Genomic DNA, 22,249 nt, shown 5'->3' with positions numbered 1-22,249 from the left:
CACCAAATTACACGAATACAGTCGAACCATTTTCCTGACGTCAGGAAAATGGTCAGTGCGGGAGGCTGGTCATGAGTAATAAAAACATAGAAAAGCGGCATCATCAGACGTTTGAGAATATCAAACAGACCGGAAATGACGGTTCAGAGTTCTGGCTGGCAAGACGGCTTGGCAAGATACTGGATTATGCGGAGTTCAGAAATTTTCTGCCGGTGATTGAAAAGGCCAAAAAGGCCTGTGCCAACAGTGACCAGCCGGTGTCGGATCATTTCGTGGAGATGCACGAGATGGTCCTGATTGGCTCCGGGGCTGAACGCAAGATGGAGTCCTACGCCCTCTCCCGCTACGCCTGTTACCTGATCGTCCAGAATGGCGACCCATCCAAACCGGTCATTGCCAACGGACAGACCTATTTCGCCATCCAGACCCGACGTCAGGAACTATCCGACAATGAAGCCTTTCAGCGCCTGAAAGAGGATGAAAAGCGGCTGTTTCTCCGCAATGAGATGAAGGAGCACAACAAAATGCTGGTCGAAGCTGCGCAGCAGGCCGGTGTGGAATCCAATCTGGATTTTGCCATCTTCCAGAACCACGGTTACAAGGGACTTTACGGCGGATTGGATGCCAAGGGTATTCATCAGCATAAAGGGCTGAAAAAGAGCCAGCAGATTTTGGATAACATGGGCAGCACAGAACTGGCCGCCAACCTCTTTCGTGCCACACAAACCGAAGAAAAACTCCGCCGGGAAAATATTCAGGGCAAAACCAAAGCCAATACAACCCATTTTGAGGTCGGTAAGAAAGTGCGTCAGACCATCGAAGAGCTGGGCGGCACCATGCCGGAAGACCTGCCAACACCGGATGAAGATCTGAAGAAGCTGGAACGGCAGACGAAGAAACAGTTGGGAGGTAACCACGAATGAACACGAATTTACACCAATGGTTTAGGGAGCCACGAAAGGCACGAAATTCACAAAAATGTTTTAAACCTATCGAATTCGAGGGGTTTAGAAAATGGGGATTATCAAATGGATAAAAATACGATTACCAAACTGACAATCTCATTTGATGCTCTCGTTCGCCAGATTCCTGATGAATCAACAGAGTTTTGGTATGCAAGAGAGATTATGATAACTCTCGGGTATGACCGATGGGAAAATTTCAGCAAAGTCATCCACAAAGCATCCATTGCTTGTGAGACCTCAGGCGGGGTGGTTGCCAACCATTTTCGTGGCGTCACGAAAATGGTCCAGATCGGTTCCGGGGCGGAGCGTCCGGTTGAGGACATCATGCTCACCCGTTATGCCTGTTACCTGATTGCCCAGAACGGCGACCCTCGCAAGGAAGCCATTGCCTTTGCCCAGACCTATTTCGCGGTGCAGACACGAAAACAGGAGCTGATTGAAGAACGGCTGCGCTTGCAAGAACGCCTTCAGGCCAGGCAGAAATTGACCGAATCGGAAACGGAACTTTCTCGAAATATTTATGAGCGAGGTGTCGATGATCAGGGCTTCGGGCGAATCCGTTCCAAAGGTGATGCTGCCCTGTTCGGCGGAAATACCACCGCCCGGATGAAAGACAAACTTGCCATACCTTCCAATCGCCCCTTAGCAGACTTTCTACCAACCGTGACCATTGCAGCGAAAAATCTGGCAACGGAAATCACCAATCACAATGTCCGCCAGAATGATCTGCAAGGTGAACCTGCAATCACCGGCGAACATGTTCAAAACAACACCAGCGTCCGCAATATGCTGGATGAGCGCGGCATTAAACCGGAAGAACTGCCTCCCGAAGGACAGACAAATTGCCTAGTATTGGAAGTGGAAAGATGAACAAGCAAGAGCTTGCGCCAATGGAAAATCTTCAAAAAATGATTTTCACCGTTCGAGGAATTCAGGTGATGCTCGACCAGGATTTGGCAACCGTCTACGGAGTTGAAACCAGAGTGCTCAACCAAGCCGTTAAACGAAATATTGATCGTTTCCCTGAAGCTTTCAGGTTTCAGATCACAGTGGAGGAGAAACAACAACTGGTCGCAAATTGCGACCGGTCCGACTTAAGATCACAAATTGTGACTTCAAGTGGGCACGGAGGTAGAAGGTACCTTCCCTATGTCTTCACCGAACAGGGGGTGTCCATGCTTTCCGCCGTTCTGCGAAGTGAAACCGCCATTAAAGCCAGTATTCAGATTATCAATGCCTTTGTAGAAATGCGGCGATTTCTCCAGCATAACGCCAATGTTTTTGCCCGACTGGATTCGGTAGAGCGTCGGCAGATCACCTTTGAATCCGCTACAGAAAAGAATTTCGAGAAAATATTTCATGCTTTGGAAGCTGGAGAATTGCCCAAGCAGGGAATCTTCTATGATGGACAGGTTTATGACGCCTACGTCTTTTTCGCAGATCTCATCAGCAAGGCAAAGAGTAGTCTGGTTCTCATTGACAATTATGTCGATGATTCTGTCCTGACGCTTCTCGGCAAACGCAAAAAAGGCGTGCAGGCAACCGTATATAGTAAAACCATTTCAAAACAGCTTGCTTTGGATCTAAAAAAACACAATGAACAATACCCGCCAATAATTATTGAAGTTTTCAAAAAAGCACACGACCGCTTCCTGATTATTGATGAAGAGGAAATTTACCACATTGGAGCGTCTTTAAAAGATCTCGGCAAAAAGTGGTTTGCCTTCTCAAAATTTGAAGTTGGAGCGGTTGAGATGCTTAAAAAGCTGGGAGGAAGCCACGAATGAACACGAATTTACACCAATATTTTTTGGAACCGCGAAAGGCGCGAAATACACGAAAAGTTAGCGACTTGCTTTCGCGATTTTCGCGTGTTTCGCGGTTGAAAATGAATTCAGCACTTAGCCCTCATACCTCATCATTCGGCGAAGCCGCTTGGCTCAAGGAGATTCAGCGATGAGTGTTAAGCATAAACGGGTTGTTCTTGGAGACATCGCAGACATTTCTTCAGGCGGCACACCTTCACGGACAAACCCTGCATACTGGGATGGCAATGTACCATGGGTAAAGACAACGCAAATTCAGAACTGCATCATAAATAAGCAAGATATAGATGAATGGATCACGGAAGAGGGATTGAAAAAATCATCAGCAAAGATGGTTCCCCAAAATACAATTCTTCTCGGTATGATCGGACAGGGAAAGACACGTGGCCAAGTCGGGTATTTGAATTTTGAAGCCTGCACAAACCAGAATGCCGCAACGATCGTTTGTGGCGAGCAATGCGACAGCTGGTACATTTTCCAGTATTTGCTGTTCAATTACACAAATATCAGAGCGTTAAGCAATAGTAGTGGACAGGGGAACCTAAACCTTGGCTTGGTTGGAATTATTCCGGTTCTTCTCCCTCCACTTCCCGAACAAAAGGCCATTGCCGATCTGCTGTCCACCTGGGATGAGGCCATCGAGAAAACCGAACGGTTGATTCAGGCGAAAGAAGCCCGCTTAAAGGGCCAGATTCAAAAACTGATTAGCCAGCGGTGCGATACCTGGCCCCATATCAAACCGAAGAAAATATTCGACACGATAACAGAAAAGAATTTTCCCGATGAGGAGCTTCTGTCGGTTACCCAAGATCGTGGCGTTATTCCTCGCAGCATGTTGGAAGGCCGAGTCATGTCACCCGATGGTACGACAGCCAGCTATAAACTCATAAAGCATGGAGATTTTGCGATAAGTCTTCGTTCATTCCAGGGAGGCATTGAATACTCGAATTACCAAGGGATCATCAGCCCTGCGTATACCGTGTTGAGACCGAAAATTGAATTGAACAGTGACTTTTACCGGCTATTTTTTAAGTCCTACATCTTCATTGAGAAGTACTTGAACCTCGCCGTAATCGGTATCCGGGACGGGAAACAGATAAGCATACCAGATTTCCTGAGCATTAAGATTCCAGTTCCTCCTCTCGAAGAACAAAAAGAAATTGCTGAAACTCTGTCCGTTTGCCAGCAGGAAATCGAACTACTGAAACAGCTCGCAGATAAATACAAAAACCAGAAACGCGGACTGATGCAGAAAATGCTGACGGGCGAGTGGCGGGTAAAACCTGAAATCGTTAAGCAATACATGGAGGCGTAATCATGAAAATATCACAGATTTAAATATCAAACTTTCGTGGTTACAAAGATGAAACCACTATTGATTTCAACAATCTGACTGTATTCGTTGGGAAAAATGATGTGGGAAAATCAACGGTGCTTGAGGCTCTTGATGTGTTCTTTAATGATGGCAAAGGAGTCATAAAACTGGATAAGGAAGATATCAACAAACAAGGGCTTGCAGAGGGAAATAATGATATCTGCATTGCTGTCGTTTTTGAGGATTTGCCGGTCAGCTTGGTGATTGACAGCACAAACGGAACGACGCTTCAAGATGAATATCTCTTAAATAGTCGCAGCAAGCTGGAGATCGTCAAAATCTACCCGAATGCTGGCAAGGAAAAAGTGTCTGTAAAGGCAAACCATCCCTCTAATCCAGCCTGCGCAGACCTTCTTCTAAAAAAGCAGAAGGACTTGCAGTCGATCATTAAAAAAGACTCGATTACCTGTGATGATGAAAAGAAAAATGCCGTCATGCGCAAAGCCATTTGGGCGCATTATTCGGACAATCTTCAACTTAGCGAAGTTACAATAGATGTAACCAAAGAAGACGCTAAGAATATTTGGGACCAGCTCAAAAACTACATGCCGCTGTATTCTCTCTTTCAATCTGATCGAAAGAACAGTGATGGTGACAGCGAGATACAAGACCCGATGAAGTGGGCTGTTCAAGAAATCTTGAAGGACGCAAGTATTCAATCTTCGCTCAAGCAAATAGCGACAGAAGTTGGTTCTAAACTTAAAGAGGTAGCTGATCGGACGTTGGAAAAACTGAAAGAGATGAATCCGGAAATTGCCAACAGCCTGAATCCCGTCATTCCTTTGGTTGAAAGCCTAAAATGGGCAGACGTTTTCAAGAATGTCTCTATTTCAGGGGATGAAGATATTCCGATAAATAAGCGTGGAAGCGGTGTGAAAAGGCTTGTTCTACTAAACTTTTTCAGGGCTGAGGCAGAGAGAAGAAGAAGTGAAAAAAATGTTTCTGATATTATTTACGCAATTGAGGAGCCAGAAACATCTCAGCACCCTGATCATCAGAAAAAACTCATTGATGCTTTCATTGAACTGTCGAAGAGCCAACACACTCAAATCATTTTGACGACTCATAGCCCTGCGATTGTCAAAATGTTGAATTTTGAGCACCTGAAGCTGATCAAAGGGAGTCAGGCCAAAGAGATTGTAAATATTGAAAAGCATAATTTGCCTTATCCCTCACTTAACGAAGTAAACTTCCTTGCCTTCAACGAATCTGACGATGGTTATCACAATGAATTGTATGGCTACATTGAAAGTGAAGGGTGGCTAACTGACTACAAAAACGGCAAGCCTAATCGTGCTTACAAAAAAGAGCGGAACGGAAGTGTTTCGGAAATACAGATAATTTCGAGTGAATATATCCGACACCAAATTCATCATCCTGAAAACACTCAAAACCAGAGATTCACAACCAATGAATTAGGACAATCCATAGGTGAAATGCGAACCTTTATCATTAGAAAACAAAATGTTTAGCCTGTTCCTCCCGTGCCCTTCCGTGTCTTCCGTGGTTCAACCATTGGTGTGCATTCGTGGTTCCAAAACGGCTTCGCCGAATGATGAGGTATGAGTTATGAATGATGATTTAAAAGCCAAAGATGGAAATATGGAAGAACCCAAAGGACAGTTTTTGGTCTATCAGGCTGAAGACGGCAAACTGAAGCTGGATGTTCGGTTTGAGGATGAGTCTGTCTGGCTTTCTCAGGGGTTAATGGCAGAGCTTTTTCAGAAGGATGTTCGAACCATAAGTGAGCATATTCAGAATATTTATGAAGAAAGAGAGCTGACTCCAGAGGCAACTATCCGGAAATTCCGGATAGTTCGAATGGAGGGGAATCGACAAGTTGCCCGAATGGTGGACTTCTACAATCTGGACATGATTATCTCCGTCGGCTATCGGGTTAAAAGCCATGTGGCGACTCGTTTCCGCATCTGGGCAACCCAGCAACTGACAGAATTTATTAAGAAGGGTTTTTTGCTGGATGATGAGCGACTGAAAAACCCCGATCAGCCCTTTGACTATTTTGAAGAGCTTGAACGGCGCATTCAGGATATTCGCACTTCGGAGCGTCGTTTTTATCAGAAAATTACTGATATCTATGCGACCAGTATCGACTATGACCCAACCCTGGACATCAGCATTGAATTCTTCAAAACCGTTCAGAACAAAATGCACTGGGCCATCACCGGCCAGACGGCGGCGGAGATCATTCATTCCAGAGCGGATGCCGACAAGCCGAACATGGGTCTCACCAATTACCGTGGTGCAAAAGTCCGCAAACAGGATGTGCCTATTGCCAAAAATTATCTGAATGAGGATGAATTGGCGGCACTGAATAATCTGGTTGAACAATATCTGATTTTTGCACAGGGACAGGCCATGCGTCGTATCCCGATGTATATGAGCCACTGGATTAAAAAGCTGGACAGCTTTATGACGCTAAACGACCGCGACATTCTCACCCATGCCGGTAAAATCTCCCATGAGATGGCGAAGCAATTGGCAGAATACGAATACGAGAAGTTTCACAGCAAACGCCTTGTGGATTCGGCAAAGTCACTCAATGATTTTGATAATGCTGTCAAACAGATCGAATCCACCAAAAAGAAAGGAAAAAGCGATGCGTGAGGGAATTCTCATGAGTATGCCCCGTCCCGTGCCTATCCGTGTCTTCAGTGGTTCCAACCTTTTTCGCGATTAATAAGAGGTCTGTCTCATGACTAAAGAATCCCAAAATATCGAATGGAAACAGTCGAAGCAGGTTCGCCGAATGATGAGGTATGAATGATGAGTGATGAATTAAAAAAAAACACAGCACCTACCAAAGGCGATTACGCTTTGTGGCTGAAAGAATTGAAAGCGAAGATTCGTATAACACAGCTTCGGGCGGCCTTGGCGGCTAGTCGTGAGCTGATTTTGTTTTATTGGGAGCTTGGAGGAGATATTTCCCGCAAGCTGGCGGAGACGGACTGGGGAGCCAAGGTTATAGATCAACTGGCAAAGGATTTAAGCTCTGAATTTCCGGATACGCAGGGATTCTCTCGCCGCAACCTCTACTATACCAAGAAGTTTTATGAAGTTTTTAGCTCCTTTTCTGATCAAGAGCTAATTGTGCCCCAGTCGGGGGCACAATTGGAATCTGAAATAGTGCCTCGAAGCGGGGCACAAACGGTTCCGTCAATTGTCCAGCAGATCGGGGGACAATTGCCTTGGAGTCATATCAAGATTTTATTGGATAAAGTCTCTGACTGCCAGCAAGCCCGGTTTTACATTCAACAGACTATCGAAAACGGCTGGAGCCGGGATGTTCTGGCCTTGCAGATTAAATCCAACCTTTTTGCCCGGCAGGGTACGGCAATCAGCAACTTTAAGGCAACCCTACCTTCCCCACAATCGGATCTGGCGCAACAAACCATCAAAGACCCGTACACCTTTGATTTCCTGAGCATGACTCACCCTTATAATGAGCGGGATATTGAAAATCAGCTGATCGAACATATCACCAAATTTCTATTGGAACTTGGCAAGGGTTTCGCTTTTGTCGGACGGCAATATCATTTGGAAGTTGGCGAAAGCGATTATTACCTGGATCTGCTGTTTTACCATATTAGGCTGAAATGTTATGTGGTGATTGAACTCAAAAACACAAAATTCATTCCTGAATACTCCGGAAAGCTTAATTTCTATCTTTCGGCGGTCGATAGCCTGCTCAAGAGCGACGGCGATAATCCCACCATCGGGATTCTGCTCTGCCGTGACAAAAACAAGATTGAAACGAAATTTGCTCTGCGCGACATCAACAAGCCCATGGGCGTCAGTGAATTCACTCTGACCGAAGTGTTGCCCGATGAGTTAAAGGGTTCACTCCCTACGGTGGAGGAAATCGAGGATGACTTCAAAAAACTGGAGGAATCCGATCATGAGTGATCCATCTGTGTGTATCCGTTTCCATCCATGGTTTAAAGCTTCTGCCCAGGTTTGTTATTGGGTCGGCTATATTGATTCTTGGGGACGGGGCATTGAAAAGATCACCGATGCCTGCAAAGCGGCTGGACTGCCGGAGCCGGTTATTGAGGAAAATACAGGCGGTGTGGCGGTTGAGCTGGTGAAAGCACCGACTTCCGAAGAGTTGGGTAATCAGTTGGGTAATACCAAAGAACGGATTCTCGTTGAGATGAAATCCAATCCCAAGATTTCAGGTGCCCAGCTGGCTGAATTGCTGGATGTCAGTACAACGGCTATTGAGAAAAATATTATGCAACTGCGAGACCATGGCCTGATAAAACGAATTGGCGGTACTCGTGGTCACTGTGAAGTTAAGGAATAATCATGTGTGATTTTGCAACCAACGAAAAACTGACGAGCCAAATCCCTGCCCTGCAATTGCTGATTGCGATGGACTACGAGTACATTTCTCCTGAAGAAGCACTAGCCGAACGCCAGGGTCGCACCTCCAATGTCTTGTTGGAGAGCATACTGCGCAACCAGCTCAAAGAGATAAACCGCATCCGTCGCCATGATGGCAGTGAGTATCTCTTCAGCGAGGAGAATGTGCAGTCGGCCATCCAGAAGCTGAAAAACATCAAATACGACGGCCTGCTGAAGACCAACGAGTCCATTTACGATCTGATTACGCTTGGGACGGCCATGGAGCAGACCATTGAGGGCGACTCAAAAAGCTTCAACATGAACTATATCGACTGGCGGAATCCCGGTCGCAACAAGTTTCATGTTACGGTCGAATATAGTGTTGAACGTTCCAGAAGTACAGAGACGGCCCGTCCGGATATTGTTCTCTTCGTTAATGGTATTCCGTTTTGCGTGATTGAGTGTAAAGCGCCGCAGATTGAAGTGGAACAGGCTGTTTCGCAATCGATCAGAAATCAGAATGATGACTATATTCCAAAGCTCTTCATCTACAGCCAGATGGTGCTGGCTATGAATAAAAACAGCGCCATGTACGCAACAACGGGAACCGCTGCAAAATTCTGGTCCATGTGGAAGGAACCACGAATGGACACGAATGAACACGAATATAATAAGCTGAAAACAATTGTGGATAAGTCGCTTCGCTATGAAGTAAACCCAGCTTCTTTTGATATTAGTGAAAATTCGTGTGAATTAGTGGTTTCAAAAACCCGCTTAGTAACGGAGCAGGATATCGCTTTGTATTCTTTGTGTCGCCCCGAGCGGTTGCTTGAGCTGGCGTGGAAGTTTACGGTATTTGATGGGGGAATCAAAAAGGTTGCCCGCTATCAACAGTATTTCGTCATCAAGTCTACCCTGAATCGGGTAAAGCATTTTGATAGCACCAACTCGCGTAAAGGCGGCGTGATCTGGCACACTCAGGGTTCAGGGAAATCCCTGACCATGGTGATGCTGGCCCGGAACCTGGCCTTAGATCCTGAAATTCTGAACCCGCGAATTGTTCTGGTGACAGACCGTGATGACCTCGACAAACAACTTGGGAACACCTTTGCCGCCTGTGGTCTTGACGCGAACCGGGCAACATCGGGCAGAAACCTGCTTGAGTTGGTTGCTGAAAAGAAGTCAGGAATTATCACAACCCTCATTCACAAGTTCGACAAGGCTTACGCGGTAAAGAAATATCAGGATGAATCGCCCGATATTTTCATCCTGGTGGATGAGAGCCACCGTACCCAGTTCGGTTCCTTTTCCGCCCGGATGAGACAGATGTTTCCTCATGCCTGTTATTTGGGATTTACCGGCACGCCGCTGTTAAAAAAAGAAAAGAACAACTTTACCAAATTCGGTGAACTGGTGGAGCCCCATTATTCCATTACACAGGCCGTTGAAGATGGCGCGGTGGTTCCGCTTCTGTATGAGGGACGGCATGTAGAGATGACACAGAACCAGACCGCTGTTGATTTGTGGTTTGAGCGACACACTCAAGGCTTGACCAAGGAGCAACAGGCGGATCTGAAACGGAAATATGCACGAGCGGAAATGCTGAACAAAGCGGAACAGGTCATATACATGAGAGCCTTTGACATCAGTGAGCACTTCCGGTCCAACTGGCAGGGAACAGGATTCAAGGCACAGCTGGTGGCCCCGAATAAAGCATCCGCGCTTAAGTACAATGCGTACCTGAATGAGATTGCTATTGTCAGTTCCGAGGTTGTTATCTCGCCGCCGGATATGCGTGAAGGCTATGAAGAGACCGATGATGAAACAACGGATGAGGTCGTGAAATTCTGGCAAAAAATGATGAAGCGTTATGGCAGTGAAGACGAATATACCAAGCAGCTCATCAACCAGTTTAAACATGGTAGTGAACCTGAAATCCTTATTGTTGTTGATAAGCTGCTCACGGGTTTTGACGCCCCGCGAAACGCGGTTCTCTATTTGTGCAGGGTGCTGAGGGAGCACACGCTGCTTCAGGCAATTGCCCGGGTCAACCGTCTTCATGAGGGTAAGGAGTTCGGCTTTATCGTCGACTATGCAAGCGTCCTCGGTGAACTGGACAAAGCACTTACCATGTACAGCGCATTTGAAGGTTTCGATGAATCCGATCTGGTCGGCACCTTGACATCCATAAATAGCGAAATCGAAAAACTGCCAGGCCGGTATTCCGATCTTTGGGATCTATTCAAAACGGTTAAGCACTCCTACGATGAGGAAGCCTATGAAGTGCTGCTTGCCGATGATGAGCTCAGAGAAGAGTTTTACGGCCGTCTTTCGGAATTCTGGAAAACCCTTGGCATTGCACTTTCTTCCGAAAATTTCCTGACCGAAACCGATGAGAAAACCTTGTCCAGATACAAGGCAGATCTTCGAAAATTCCAGTCGCTCAAGGCGTCTGTCAAGCTCCGATATGCAGAGGCCATTGACTACCGGGATTATGAGCCAAAGATCAAAAAGCTGCTGGATACCCACATTCAAGCCAGTGAAGTTGTTCAACTGAATGAGCCGGTCAATATCTTTGACGACAAAATGTTTAATCAGGTCAAAGAGGAGCAAGGCGTCTACCAAACCAAGAAAACAACGGCTTCAAAGGCTGATACGATTGCACACGCTTTGAGGAAAGTTATCACCGAAAAGATGGATGAAGACCCTGCGTTTTACGAGAAGTTCTCAAAACTGATCCAGCAGGCGATTGAAGATTTCAGGGCGAAAAGGATATCCGACCTGGATTATCTGAACAAAGTCGTGGATATCCGCAACAAGGTTGTCGGCAAGGTGCATGATGACATACCGGATAAGCTTTCCGGGAATGAAGATGCCATGGCCTACTTCGGTGTACTTAAGCCTTTCCTGGAAAAGCACGAATTAGGTGAAGAAGACCTTGAATCCGCTGCTGCAGATACGGCAATTGCTATTCATGGCATATTGGAAAAACACAAGAAGGTTCACTTCTGGGATGATGAAGACGCTCAGAAACAGGCGGTTAATGAGATTGACGATTACCTCTATGATGAGCTCAAGACGGAAAGAGGGATCGAACTGACGCTTGATCAGATGGATGACATCATCGAGAAGGTTCTGCAGGTGGCAAAGCACAGGAGCTATAAATAATGGAGGCATTAATTCATAACAACAAACACTCGGTTGTTTACGGCCGGAAGACCATCGATTTCAGTCTGTTGTACTGTGACAGAAAAACGATGGAAATTGCTGTGCATCCTGACAGTACGGTTCTTATCAAGGCACCCGTGCAGTCCGATATCACAGTGATAGAGAAGAAAATAATAAAGCGGGCTCGTTGGATTCTCAGGCAGCTGAATTATTTCAAGCAGTTTAATCCAAAGACGCCTGATCGTTGCTACGTGAACGGTGAGACCCACCTGTATCTTGGAAAGCAATACCGATTGAAATTAGCTGAAGGCACGGAAAACTCAGTGAAATTGTCTCGCGGCTTTTTTCATATCACTTGCCGGAGTGAGCCGACTCCAAATGCTGCCAAGAAACTTTTAAACCAATGGTATTCGGAAAAGGCACAGCTTCAATTTGCGGTGAGTATGGAGCGCTGCTGGCAAAAATTCAATGGTCTGGGCATCGGCCAGCCTAAACTATCCATTAAGCGAATGCAAAAGAGATGGGGCAGCCTTTCAGATAAGGGCACGGTAACCCTTAATACAGACCTGATCAGAGCGCCTAAAGAGTGCATTGACTATGTTGTTATGCATGAGCTGTGTCACCTGAAATATCATGATCATAGCCCAGAATTTTATAAGCTCCTCGACTCTGTCATCCCGGGCTGGGAGAAGATAAAACACAAACTCGAACTCAGTATGGTTTAATGGAGATATGAGATGAAGAAGAACAAGCAACTTCAGAAGTCCGGGAAAAAAGAGACCTCTATCGTTCGGTCCTCAGCAGCTGAATATCTGACTTTTGTTGCGGCAACCGGCAGCGGCGAAACCAGCGTGGAAATGCGGTATGAAGACGAAAATATCTGGTTGCCGCAGAAGATGATGGCAACACTTTATGATGTTACGGTTCCGGCTGTAAATCAGCATCTTAAGCGCATTTACTCTGATAACGAGTTGACCCATGAGGCAACTATTAAGAAATGCTTAATAGTTCAAACCGAGGGTAACAGGCAGGTGAAACGAGAGGTAGATCACTACAGTTTACAGGCCATAATCGCTGTGGGCTTCAAGATTGAAAACGAGCGTGCCATCCAGTTCCGCAAGTGGGCAAACCAGATTGTGAAGGACTTCACCATTCAGGGGTGGACCATGGATGTGGAACGTCTGAAACATGGCGGTAGTGTTCTAACGAACGATTTCTTTGAGCGGCAGTTGGAGAAGATCCGCGAGATCCGGCTTTCTGAACGTAAGTTCTACCAAAAGATTACGGATATTTATGCCACCGCATTGGACTACGACCCATCCGCCACAGCCACCAAGCGGTTCTTTGCGGCTGTCCAGAATAAGATGCATTATGCCATCCATGGCAATACTGCATCAGAGATCCTTGTGGATCGCGCTGATCACAAGAAAGAAAACATGGGGCTGACCAGTTGGGATGGTGCTCCCAGTGGGAAAATCCATAAATATGATGTTTCTATTGCCAAGAATTACCTGTCGGAATTCGAACTTGGGCAGATGCAGCGAATCGTGTCGGCCTATCTGGATATGGCGGAAATGCAGGCCATGCGCAAAGTCCCTATGACCATGGCTGACTGGGAAGAACGTTTGGCTGGGTTCCTGAAACTCTGGGATAGGGAAATTTTACAAGACGCTGGAAAGGTGACCGCAGAGCTGGCCAAGGCTCATGCCGAAAGTGAATTTGAAAAATACCGCATTGTTCAGGATCGACTCTTTGAAAGTGACTTCGACCGGCTGCTCAAACAGATTGAACACACGGATGATGACTGACCCGTTCAGGTTTGCAACACGGAGCTGTGACATTATTATGACATCTGCTGTGACAAAAACTTACGACAAACTCACGACACAACTTGTGACACTGGCTCATACAGACATGAGTTGAAAAACACACCGCCGGGTATTCGAGCGGGAATCGAACCCGCGTCCGTTCTCTGTTTCGGGAAAATGTAGAGAATTAAATTTCTCTCGGCGTCCGGCAGTCTGAAGGGGTTGGGCGTTGCGCAAGATGTTGAATAAACAGGTTTTGTGGATGATGAACGGTTTGGAGAACGAATTGGGGTAAGGCTCCGGGGCCTCCACCATATTAACTTCCGGTAGGGTCAGGAAACATCCAGAAACCCACTTGGCTATTAGCCTTGCGGGTTTTTTTGTGTCCACTGCAGTCCGGGCGCATCCGTTGACTTCTACCCGTTTAACGTAAAAAATAATGTGTAAAAGTCATCGTCAAGGGGCGAGGGGACTATTTTTAGGAACAATTGCTTGTGCAATTTTCTAACCGGACAACACTGATTATTACCGATAATACACCAACTTATGACATACCATTTACCAGCACAATGGGGGTGCATCGTTACATCGTGAGATAGGCGATGAGGCGTTCGACAGGTATTTTTTAGTTTTAGCCTCGGTTGACACCAATACCAACAGATATTATATAATATTATCATAAACGTATTAATGGAGGTCATATCATGCAAAAAAATACCAGCGTTACGCTTGGCGTTCATTACGAAAAGTTCATTTCTCAGCAGATTGGCCAAGGCCGTTATGGTTCTACCAGCGAGGCTATCCGAGCTGGTTTGCGCCTTTTGGAGGAACGTGAGACTAAACTATCATTGCTGCGTCGAGCCCTTTTGGAAGGAGAAGAAAGCGGCACGGCTGATTATTCCCTCAAGGGGTTAATTAATGAACTTGATGGTGAAGGTCTTAATTGATGGCATCTTTTACCCTCACTAACTTGGCGAAAGCCGATTTAAAAGAGATTGGTCATTACACAAAAGAACGTTGGGGGCGAGAACAGCGCAATCTGTATCTAACCATGCTGGATGCTTCATTTCAACAACTTGCCGTAAATCCCCTTGAAGGTAAAGATTGCAGCGACATTCGGAATGGCTACCGGAAATTAAATACTGGCAGTTACATAATGACTTTATCGTCAAAAGTCCGGGGATTCAATAGAGATTGTTCGTATTCTGCACGGACGTATGGATTTGATTCGCGTCTGTCTGAACCCTAGTTTGTTCGTGTGAGGACTAGCTCTATTATGATCTTACGTGCCATCGACATACGCATCCCAGACAAGGACCTCTCCATCCTCCATCGCGCAGCACTCTCACTCCACCTTGGCGGCGTAGGCTATTATCCAAGAGAAGATTTCATCCATATTGACTCGGGATCAATCCGCGCCTGGTAGTCTGAACCATCAAAAAACCGTACCCCATGCCCCTTACTCTCAAACTCCTTCTCTTATTCTGCGTTACGTTTGTCACTTTCCTGCTGCCAGTTTTTGCGTCGGCAAATCCTGACCCTTCGGCATTGGAAAAACTTTGCTTACTGCCCGCAATGAACTCATCTATTACCCAATTACAGGAACTTGCCACACACGGTGGCTGGCCACAGGTTCCTGGCGGCCCGACGCTGCGCGAAGGTGCTACCGATAAACGAATCTCCATTCTGAAAAAACGCCTTATCGCAAGCTCAGATATAACTCCGCCAGCACGTCAGGATGAGTATTTTGACAGAACCATCAGGGAAGCTGTACAGAAATTCCAGCGTCGCCATGGGCTGAAAGTCGATGGTCTCGTCGGAGCCAGCACCTTAAAAGAACTCAATGTACCCCTCGACGAACGCATCCGACAACTCTCAGCAAATCTTCAACGGTGTCAGACACTACCGCAAATTTTGGAGCGTCGGCATATCCTCATAAACATTGCCGACTTTTCACTTAAGCTGTTCGAGGACAAAAAACTCATGCTCACTATGCCTGTGATTGTCGGAAAGACATCCCGGCAAACCCCGGTGTTCAATGGAAGCCTCTCGGTCCTGGTTGTCAACCCGAGCTGGAAGGTGCCGCACATCATTGCAACAGAAGACCTTCTCCCAAAGATAAAAAAAGACCTAGGGTACCTGGATCGGATGCAATTCCGGGTATTCAAAGACTGGACCTCCACCGAAGCGATCAACCACACCACTATCGACTGGGCAAACCTCTCTCCTGAGCGATTGGCTTACCGATTCATCCAAGATCCCGGCCCAAGCAATGTCCTCGGGCGCATAAAGTTCCTCCTTCCCAACCCCCATGATGTCTACCTCCACGACACACCAGCCCGTGAGTTGTTCCAAAAAGACTCCCGAACCTTCAGCTCCGGTTGTATCCGACTCGAAGCCCCCCTGGAGCTGGCCCTTTACCTCTTGAAGGGTACATCTTTGGACTCCCTTGATTCCCTGAATACGGTGATTTCCAGCAAAAAGACTCGGCGGATCATGATCCCATCACCCATCCCTGTCCATGTAGTCTACATGACCGCCTGGGTCGATCATGAAGGCACCATCCAATTCCGACCAGACGTCTATAATCTGAATCCGCCCTTGTAACAAGGGGCAGCTCTTTACAGCGGCTATGTAAGTGATCACGGGGTAAAAACTAGAAACTGCGCTCTGCCTCAGAACTGTAAGCGATTGCAGGGTACCCCAGATGCGTGAAATGGGGCTGCGAACTATAATTTGGTATGTGAGCAGCATCATGACAGCTAAACGAACGCAGCGAGACTGCGAAGCAGATGGGGTGTCCTGTGATCGCTTACGCGGCTATTTTTCTGCCAACAACTTGCAGGAGTGACAAAAAGATCTCAACCAGTTAAATAACTTAGAGGATGTGTAAAAGCAAAACGCTCTTGACAAGAACCAAGGACACCGGTCACAACAGATGAACATTCCCCCTGAGATCGAACAAAAATTCCAGCGATTGAAAGAGACTCTATCCCACTACAGCCGTGTCGCCATCGCCTTTTCAGGTGGAGTGGACAGCTCCCTGCTGCTCAAAGTCGCCCATGACACCTTAGGCGACAATACGTTGGCACTCTTCGCCGACTCAGCCGTCCAACCAATCGAGGAACGACAGAGCGCCCTCGACACGGCCAAGGCTATCGGTGCCCCTATTCAAGTTATTGCATTTGACCCACTTGCCATTCCAGAGTTCGCCAACAACGAATCAAGACGTTGTTATTATTGTAAAAAATATATTTTTTCCGTATTCACCAACTTAGCCCGTCAACAAAATTTCTCCATAATGATCGACGGCACCAATCTTGATGACTTAAGCACAGACCGCCCAGGGATGCAGGCAGTAATTGAGCTTAAAGTGCAGAGTCCTCTCGCCGAAGCTGGTCTAACCAAACGAGAAATCAGGATCTTAAGCAGAGCCCTTGACCTTCCGACATGGAACAAACCCTCAGCCTCATGCCTGGCAACACGGATTACAACCGACACACCAATAACCCTTGAGCGACTATCCCTCATTGAGCAAGCTGAGCGGTATCTCCATGAGTTAGACTACCATGGCTGCCGCGTCCGATTCAACGGGATAGCTTTTACCATCGAGCTGGCGTCAGGAGATATCTTCACGATAACACATAAGAATCAATTAGCTCAAATTCGAGATTTCCTCTTCTCACTAGGGGCAAAAAAAGTTTTTCTTGACCTTTCAGAGAGAGAGAGTATTTTGTCGTGACTTTTACATATAGTCCGAAGGCATGGCCAAAATGAATACGCAATGGTGTCGGGATGTGGCTCAGTCTGGTAGAGCACTTGCTTCGGGAGTAAGGGGCCGGAGGTTCGAATCCTCTCATCCCGACCAATATAGTCAAAAAAGGGTTACCGCTAAAAAGCGGTAACCCTTTTTTTTTAATCTGTTACTAACCCTGTCAATTTCCGGACAAAAAGACAGATTTCCGGAAAAAAACTCTCCTTATCCCTTAATCAAAAAACAAAAAAAAATCTCAACCTCCTTATTATATTAAAGAACCAATTTTAACTGTCTTACAGGTACGTATCTTGCTTTTTCATAAATAAAAGATAATAATGCATTCACCCTATTCACATACATAACAACGCCGACAGCACAAACGCCGAGCACAATGACACTATATAAAATGACACACACCGAGCCTCCGCCCAGCCTAAAGCCCACAATGACAGAACGGAGACGGCACCAGCGTTTCAAAGCTCCGGAAAAAACACTCGCTATAACACCAAACATCATCGGTCAGATTATTGACATCAGTGCTGGAGGCTGTGAATTAAAGTACATTGACAACAACGGCCATTTACCCACGGAAGGAGTCATGGACATCCTAGCAAACGATGCCGGATTCTATTTGGAGGAAGTGCCAATTGCCATGGCATGGCAAGACCAGCCTGAAAATTCAGCCCTGAGCACCATTATGATCAGAAAAGTCGGATTGAGCTTTGCCAGCCTGACCCCCGCGCAAAAGGAACGAATTGACTTTTTTATCAAGAACCATACCCTAGGCATTGCCTGAAACTGACTTTTCACAACGCCATATCAGCACCTACGAGAGGAAACACTTCTTCAGCAAACACTCGTAGCAGAACAATACACAGGTTATGGCACCAGATCCTCATCGACACGACACACCACCGACCCATCGCACAATTTCAGCGACAACCGATCACCACAACTGACAGTGCCAACTGATTTCACAATATCCCCACCAGGGAGCATCTGGGCAATGGCATACCCTCGCTCCAGCACAGCTTGGGGACTGACCGACCTTAAAATAGCGGTACATTGCTCAAGTCGCGCCCTCCTTCGCTCCAGAAACCGTTGTTCCAGGTCCAAAAGACGCTGCCGCAGAATTGCCACCGCCGTCTCATGTCGAGCGACCAGGAGATTAGGATCATACCGAACCACAACACCCCGCATCTTTTCCACCCGCTGTACCCCTTGCTTCAGCTGACTGTCAACCCCTCTCCGCATTCGGGACACAAGAAAATCAATCCTCATCCTGAATGTCTCAACAACCCGTGTCGGATCTCCCAAAAGCCGAGTCTGCAGCGTAAGCCGATGACGTAGCTGAGCCATCGAACCGACAACAACAGCACGTTGCCGGGCGGTATACTGTCGAACTGTCGTACACAGTTGTCCCCGGTCAGGCAACACCATTTCTGCAGCAGCTGTTGGGGTAGGCGCTCTACAATCAGCCACAAAATCAAGAATAGTAAAATCGATTTCATGGCCGATTGCAGAGACTACAGGAATGCTCGCTTGACCAACAGTGCGGGCAAGTTCCTCGCAATTGAATGGAGAAAGATCCTCAACCGAACCGCCACCACGGCAGATAACGATCACCCCAGCCCGTGCTCTCTGGCACGTGAGCCTGATGGCAGCAATAATTTCTGCGACAGCGCCCTCTCCCTGAACAGCAACCGGCACAATTTCAATCGGCACTGAGGGAAACCTACGGGCCGCTATTGTCAGAAAATCATGGACCGCAGCCCCGCGAGGCGAAGTTATCAGTGCGATCCCCTCTGGCAGTAGTGGGAGTTTCCTTTTTCGCTCCGAGTCGAACAGCCCCTCCCTAAACAGTTTCTCCTTAAGTTGTTCGTAGGCGGCAAGCCTATCCCCCAGTCCAGCGCCCTCTACCGAGTCAACAATCAGCTGATACTCACCCCTGGGTTCGTAAACAGAGAGCCTCCCCCGGCAGATAATCCGAGCGCCATCAGCAAAGGCCTCAGAAAGATATCGCCGCTGAGTCTTGAACATCACAGCTCTAAGCTGAGCGCCTTGATCCTTGAGGGTAAAATATAGATGCCCGGAATAAGGTTGCTTCAAGTTTGAAACTTCCCCACATACGGCGGCAAAAGAAAAACTGGTCTCCAAAAGCCCCTTAATTGAACGGGTAATCTCGGTAACGGACTGTACCTTTGACAAAAGTGACGTCACCATTGCCTCTCCAACTCATTCACACAATGTTTCTTCTCCACCTTGTCCTCTTTGAAAATCAAATAAATTCTCTTAATCCATCCTAATGACGGCATAATAGTGTCCCATCCCCTCCATTTTAGCAAGCCGAATCACAGAGCTTGAAACTTAAAAATAAACCCTCGAAACCTAAAGCAGCTCCTTGCTTTCAGATCAATGAAACCATCAAGAGACCAGACAATTGCCTTTTACTTGGCAGATGATCTTTTCTCGAGTATTTATATGTTCTTCCAAGGATAAAGCTCTGCAACACCCAACCAGAAATACTCCTCCCCTTATCAGAGCAGACTTTCACCTTTTACAACGTTACCCAACGTCAGCTGAACCAATAAACATCATACGAACAACGTATCCAACCAACACCACCGCACAAACTCTGACGGCCAACGTGAAACTAAGAAACAAATTCATTCTCGGATTCTTACCACTTCTCATCCTCATCGCAATTTTCTGTACAATTGGCATTCGAGCATTTTTCTCCATCAATCAGCTCATTTCAGGCCTGCAAGACAAAATAGCGCCCAACGCCCAAAGCATGCTTGAGCTCAAGAAAGTCCTCACCTCCCTGGACGGCGAGATCATGGCCAAAAGGATCGACCGTTTGAGCACCGAGGAAAATATAAATAAACTCAGAATGTTAGTTAAGCAACACCTGGCCCAAGCCGAACACAGCAATACCCCGGTTCAAAAAAAAGCGTATGACATCCGGGATCGAGCCATCAAGGTCATGGGACATGCCCGCTACCTTCTAAACCTTACGGAATATGGATGGAAGGACACGGAAGAGATGAATAAAGTCCACTCCAAAATTCATCAGGAACAAATCGCTCTCAACACGATACTCGACGAACACCTCGCTCTCCACCTCCAGGAACTGGCCACGACCAAACAGATCATTACCAATAAATATCGCCAGATCAAGGCCATTTTCTGGAGTTCTATCATCTCCGGCATGCTCATCGCTCTGTACATGACACTATACATGGCCAAAACCGTTCTCACCCCAATCTCGGTACTCCGTGAAGGTGCCAAGCACATAGGCAATGGCAATCTTGACCACGACCTCTCCGTAACCACCGGCGACGAATTTGAAGAACTGGCAGGGGAGTTCAAATCAATGGCCAGAAAATTGGCAGACTCATGCAATGAACTCGATCGCAAAATCCTAGCCAGGACACACGAACTCTCTCAAGCAATTAGCTATCTAAAAAAAGAGGTTGGAGAACGGATAAAAGCGGAAGAGGAGCAGCATAAAGCCGAAACCCAGGTCCACCTCCTAACCCAAGAGTTACTCAAAATACAAGAGATTGAACGGAAAAGAATCTCACTCGACCTGCATGACAATGTCGCTCAAGAACTCTCCGCATTAAAGGTAATGAGTGAAACCCTGTTTGCGGATCCCTCCACGGACCAGGTCCAACTGCAGGACAAAGCCGCAGAATGGACCGAAGTCCTGAAACACTCAATCAGAACCGTGAGAGAGCTTTCCTATAATCTTTGGCCTTCCAGTCTCGAGCAAATGGGCATAAAAACTGCCCTTGCAGAATTTTGCCGGGACTTCTCAAAAAACAATAAAATCCCTGTTGAATTCACCGCTGCGGGGATGGAAAAAATCTCGATTGGCCTCAACTACGACATCGCAATCAACCTCTACCGCTTGGTACAGGAGGCGCTCAATAACATCAAAAATCACGCTTCAACCAGCGAAGTCCAGGTGAAGCTGGTGGCATCAGGACCCAATATAGTTTTACAAATCGAAGACAACGGCCAGGGCTTTGACCTCGACAAAATTCGGGAAAAAGCCTTAAACGAAAAACGTTTCGGATTGCTCGGAATGCAAGAACGGGTGAACCTTCTGGCTGGATCGTTTAAAATATCATCGCGACCTGGAGCAGGCACCAGACTCTTTATTGAAATCCCCTGGAACACTGGAGAAAAACATGAAGAAAAAAATCATAATCATTGATGACCACCCGCTCTTTCGGGAAAGCACCAAACAGATGGTTGATCGCCTGACCGCCTTTGAGGTAGTCGGCATGGCAGGTGACGCCAAGGAGGGAGAGCAACTGGTGATGTCCCTTAAACCGGATCTCGCCATTGTTGATCTCTCCCTCCCAGACAAAAGCGGCCTCCAACTGACCCGCACCTTGACCACCCTATTACCAGAACTCAAGGTCGTCATCGTCAGCATGCACACGAAAATAGACTATATCATCAAGGCCCTACGGGCAGGAGCCCTTGGTTATGTTGTCAAAGATTCGGTAGCAAAATCTCTTAACGACTGTCTGCAAGCAACAATCAACGGCGAGTATTTTCTGGATCCAGCCCTGTCCCAGGAAATTGCACCTAAACTTATTGATGTAACTGAGGAGGACAACGGTACAAATTCCGCATACGGCGACCTCAGCCCCAGGGAACAGGAGGTATTGCGACTCCTGGCCAAGGGGATGCCCACTAAGGAAATTGCCGACAAACTCACCATCAGCACCAAAACCGTCGCCAACCACCGAATGAATATCATGACTAAACTTGATCTCCACAACACCGCAGCCTTGGTTCACTATGCCGCCAAACTAGGTTTACTAGGGGACGTATCATAAACTTCCTCAATCAAAGCCCACTAGGAGTCTGTCGGACTTAGACATAAATCTACTGCAAATTCATAAAACCGGCCCATATCTCCATGGATTTTCGTTAAATAGCCCTGCTATTCGCCTCAAATTCAT

The 22,249-nt window shown here is 46.9% G+C and carries 18 protein-coding genes, 1 tRNA gene and 2 pseudogenes; 20 read left to right on the top strand and 1 reads right to left on the bottom strand.

Features of this window, described 5'->3' with window-relative positions; translation table 11 throughout:
• Window positions 1-71 precede the first annotated feature (71 nt).
• The 18 genes and pseudogenes from dinD (FP815_01910) (at window position 72) to FP815_01825 (ending at window position 18,060) form a co-directional block, all read left to right on the top strand.
• Window positions 72-923: a DNA damage-inducible protein D gene (gene dinD, locus FP815_01910; protein ID MBA3013689.1), complete on the top strand. Its 852-nt coding sequence runs from the start codon at window positions 72-74 to the stop codon at window positions 921-923.
• Window positions 924-1,028: 105 nt separating this feature from the next.
• Window positions 1,029-1,835, top strand: coding sequence for a DNA damage-inducible protein D (gene dinD / locus FP815_01905; protein ID MBA3013688.1), 807 nt, complete (start codon window positions 1,029-1,031; stop codon window positions 1,833-1,835).
• Window positions 1,832-2,752, top strand: a complete 921-nt coding sequence (locus FP815_01900) for an ORF6N domain-containing protein (protein MBA3013687.1) — start codon at window positions 1,832-1,834, stop codon at window positions 2,750-2,752. The genes dinD (FP815_01905) and FP815_01900 overlap by 4 nt, the downstream gene beginning before the upstream one ends.
• Window positions 2,753-2,921: 169 nt before the next feature.
• Window positions 2,922-4,106, top strand: a complete 1,185-nt coding sequence (locus tag FP815_01895; GenBank protein ID MBA3013686.1) for a hypothetical protein — start codon at window positions 2,922-2,924, stop codon at window positions 4,104-4,106.
• A gap of 2 nt (window positions 4,107-4,108) precedes the next feature.
• Window positions 4,109-5,638, top strand: a pseudogene (locus FP815_01890) (ATP-binding protein).
• A gap of 130 nt (window positions 5,639-5,768) precedes the next feature.
• Window positions 5,769-6,791: a virulence RhuM family protein gene (locus tag FP815_01885; GenBank protein ID MBA3013685.1), complete on the top strand. Its 1,023-nt coding sequence runs from the start codon at window positions 5,769-5,771 to the stop codon at window positions 6,789-6,791.
• A 159-nt stretch (window positions 6,792-6,950) separates the two neighbouring features.
• A complete protein-coding gene (locus FP815_01880; GenBank protein ID MBA3013684.1) occupies window positions 6,951-8,090 on the top strand; it encodes a DUF1016 domain-containing protein in 1,140 nt (379 codons plus the stop codon).
• On the top strand, window positions 8,053-8,490 hold the full coding sequence (locus tag FP815_01875) for an HTH domain-containing protein (protein MBA3013683.1): 438 nt from the start codon (window positions 8,053-8,055) through the stop codon (window positions 8,488-8,490). The genes FP815_01880 and FP815_01875 overlap by 38 nt, the downstream gene beginning before the upstream one ends.
• Before the next feature lie 2 nt (window positions 8,491-8,492).
• The gene (locus FP815_01870; GenBank protein ID MBA3013682.1) at window positions 8,493-11,699 is read left to right on the top strand and encodes a type I restriction endonuclease subunit R; all 3,207 of its coding nucleotides are present in this window, start codon (window positions 8,493-8,495) and stop codon (window positions 11,697-11,699) included.
• Entirely contained in the window at window positions 11,699-12,424 is a 726-nt protein-coding gene (locus FP815_01865) for a M48 family metallopeptidase (protein ID MBA3013681.1), read from the top strand. The genes FP815_01870 and FP815_01865 overlap by 1 nt, the downstream gene beginning before the upstream one ends.
• 12 nt (window positions 12,425-12,436) lie before the next feature.
• Window positions 12,437-13,507 carry a virulence RhuM family protein gene (locus tag FP815_01860; protein ID MBA3013680.1) on the top strand — a complete coding sequence of 357 codons (1,071 nt, stop codon included), beginning with the start codon at window positions 12,437-12,439 and terminating at the stop codon, window positions 13,505-13,507.
• A 704-nt stretch (window positions 13,508-14,211) separates the two neighbouring features.
• Window positions 14,212-14,454 carry a type II toxin-antitoxin system ParD family antitoxin gene (locus tag FP815_01855; protein ID MBA3013679.1) on the top strand — a complete coding sequence of 81 codons (243 nt, stop codon included), beginning with the start codon at window positions 14,212-14,214 and terminating at the stop codon, window positions 14,452-14,454.
• Window positions 14,454-14,769: pseudogene (locus tag FP815_01850) on the top strand (type II toxin-antitoxin system RelE/ParE family toxin). The gene FP815_01855 and the pseudogene FP815_01850 overlap by 1 nt, the downstream one beginning before the upstream one ends.
• 14 nt (window positions 14,770-14,783) lie before the next feature.
• A complete protein-coding gene (locus tag FP815_01845) occupies window positions 14,784-14,933 on the top strand; it encodes a DUF882 domain-containing protein (GenBank protein MBA3013678.1) in 150 nt (49 codons plus the stop codon).
• A 26-nt stretch (window positions 14,934-14,959) separates the two neighbouring features.
• Window positions 14,960-16,114 carry a L,D-transpeptidase family protein gene (locus FP815_01840; GenBank protein MBA3013677.1) on the top strand — a complete coding sequence of 385 codons (1,155 nt, stop codon included), beginning with the start codon at window positions 14,960-14,962 and terminating at the stop codon, window positions 16,112-16,114.
• A 331-nt stretch (window positions 16,115-16,445) separates the two neighbouring features.
• Window positions 16,446-17,249, top strand: coding sequence for an ATP-dependent sacrificial sulfur transferase LarE (larE, locus tag FP815_01835; GenBank protein MBA3013676.1), 804 nt, complete (start codon window positions 16,446-16,448; stop codon window positions 17,247-17,249).
• A gap of 49 nt (window positions 17,250-17,298) precedes the next feature.
• Window positions 17,299-17,375 (top strand) — tRNA-Pro (locus FP815_01830).
• A 280-nt stretch (window positions 17,376-17,655) separates the two neighbouring features.
• On the top strand, window positions 17,656-18,060 hold the full coding sequence (locus FP815_01825) for a PilZ domain-containing protein (protein ID MBA3013675.1): 405 nt from the start codon (window positions 17,656-17,658) through the stop codon (window positions 18,058-18,060).
• 83 nt (window positions 18,061-18,143) lie between these two features.
• On the opposite strand, the gene xseA is transcribed toward FP815_01825, so the two are convergent.
• Complete coding sequence (xseA, locus tag FP815_01820; protein ID MBA3013674.1) at window positions 18,144-19,487, bottom strand: exodeoxyribonuclease VII large subunit; 1,344 nt, start codon at window positions 19,485-19,487, stop codon at window positions 18,144-18,146.
• 217 nt (window positions 19,488-19,704) lie between these two features.
• Between xseA and FP815_01815 the strand changes: the two genes are divergently transcribed.
• Entirely contained in the window at window positions 19,705-21,489 is a 1,785-nt protein-coding gene (locus FP815_01815; GenBank protein MBA3013673.1) for a HAMP domain-containing protein, read from the top strand.
• A complete protein-coding gene (locus FP815_01810) occupies window positions 21,464-22,123 on the top strand; it encodes a response regulator transcription factor (GenBank protein MBA3013672.1) in 660 nt (219 codons plus the stop codon). Before FP815_01815 ends, FP815_01810 begins: the two co-directional genes overlap by 26 nt.
• The last annotated feature ends 126 nt before the right edge of the window (window positions 22,124-22,249 follow it).

The organism is Desulfobulbaceae bacterium (assembly GCA_013792005.1).
Lineage (GTDB): Bacteria > Desulfobacterota > Desulfobulbia > Desulfobulbales > VMSU01 > VMSU01.
Note: the sequence above shows the minus strand (reverse complement) of the source record. Positions and strands in the feature narration are given on the sequence as shown.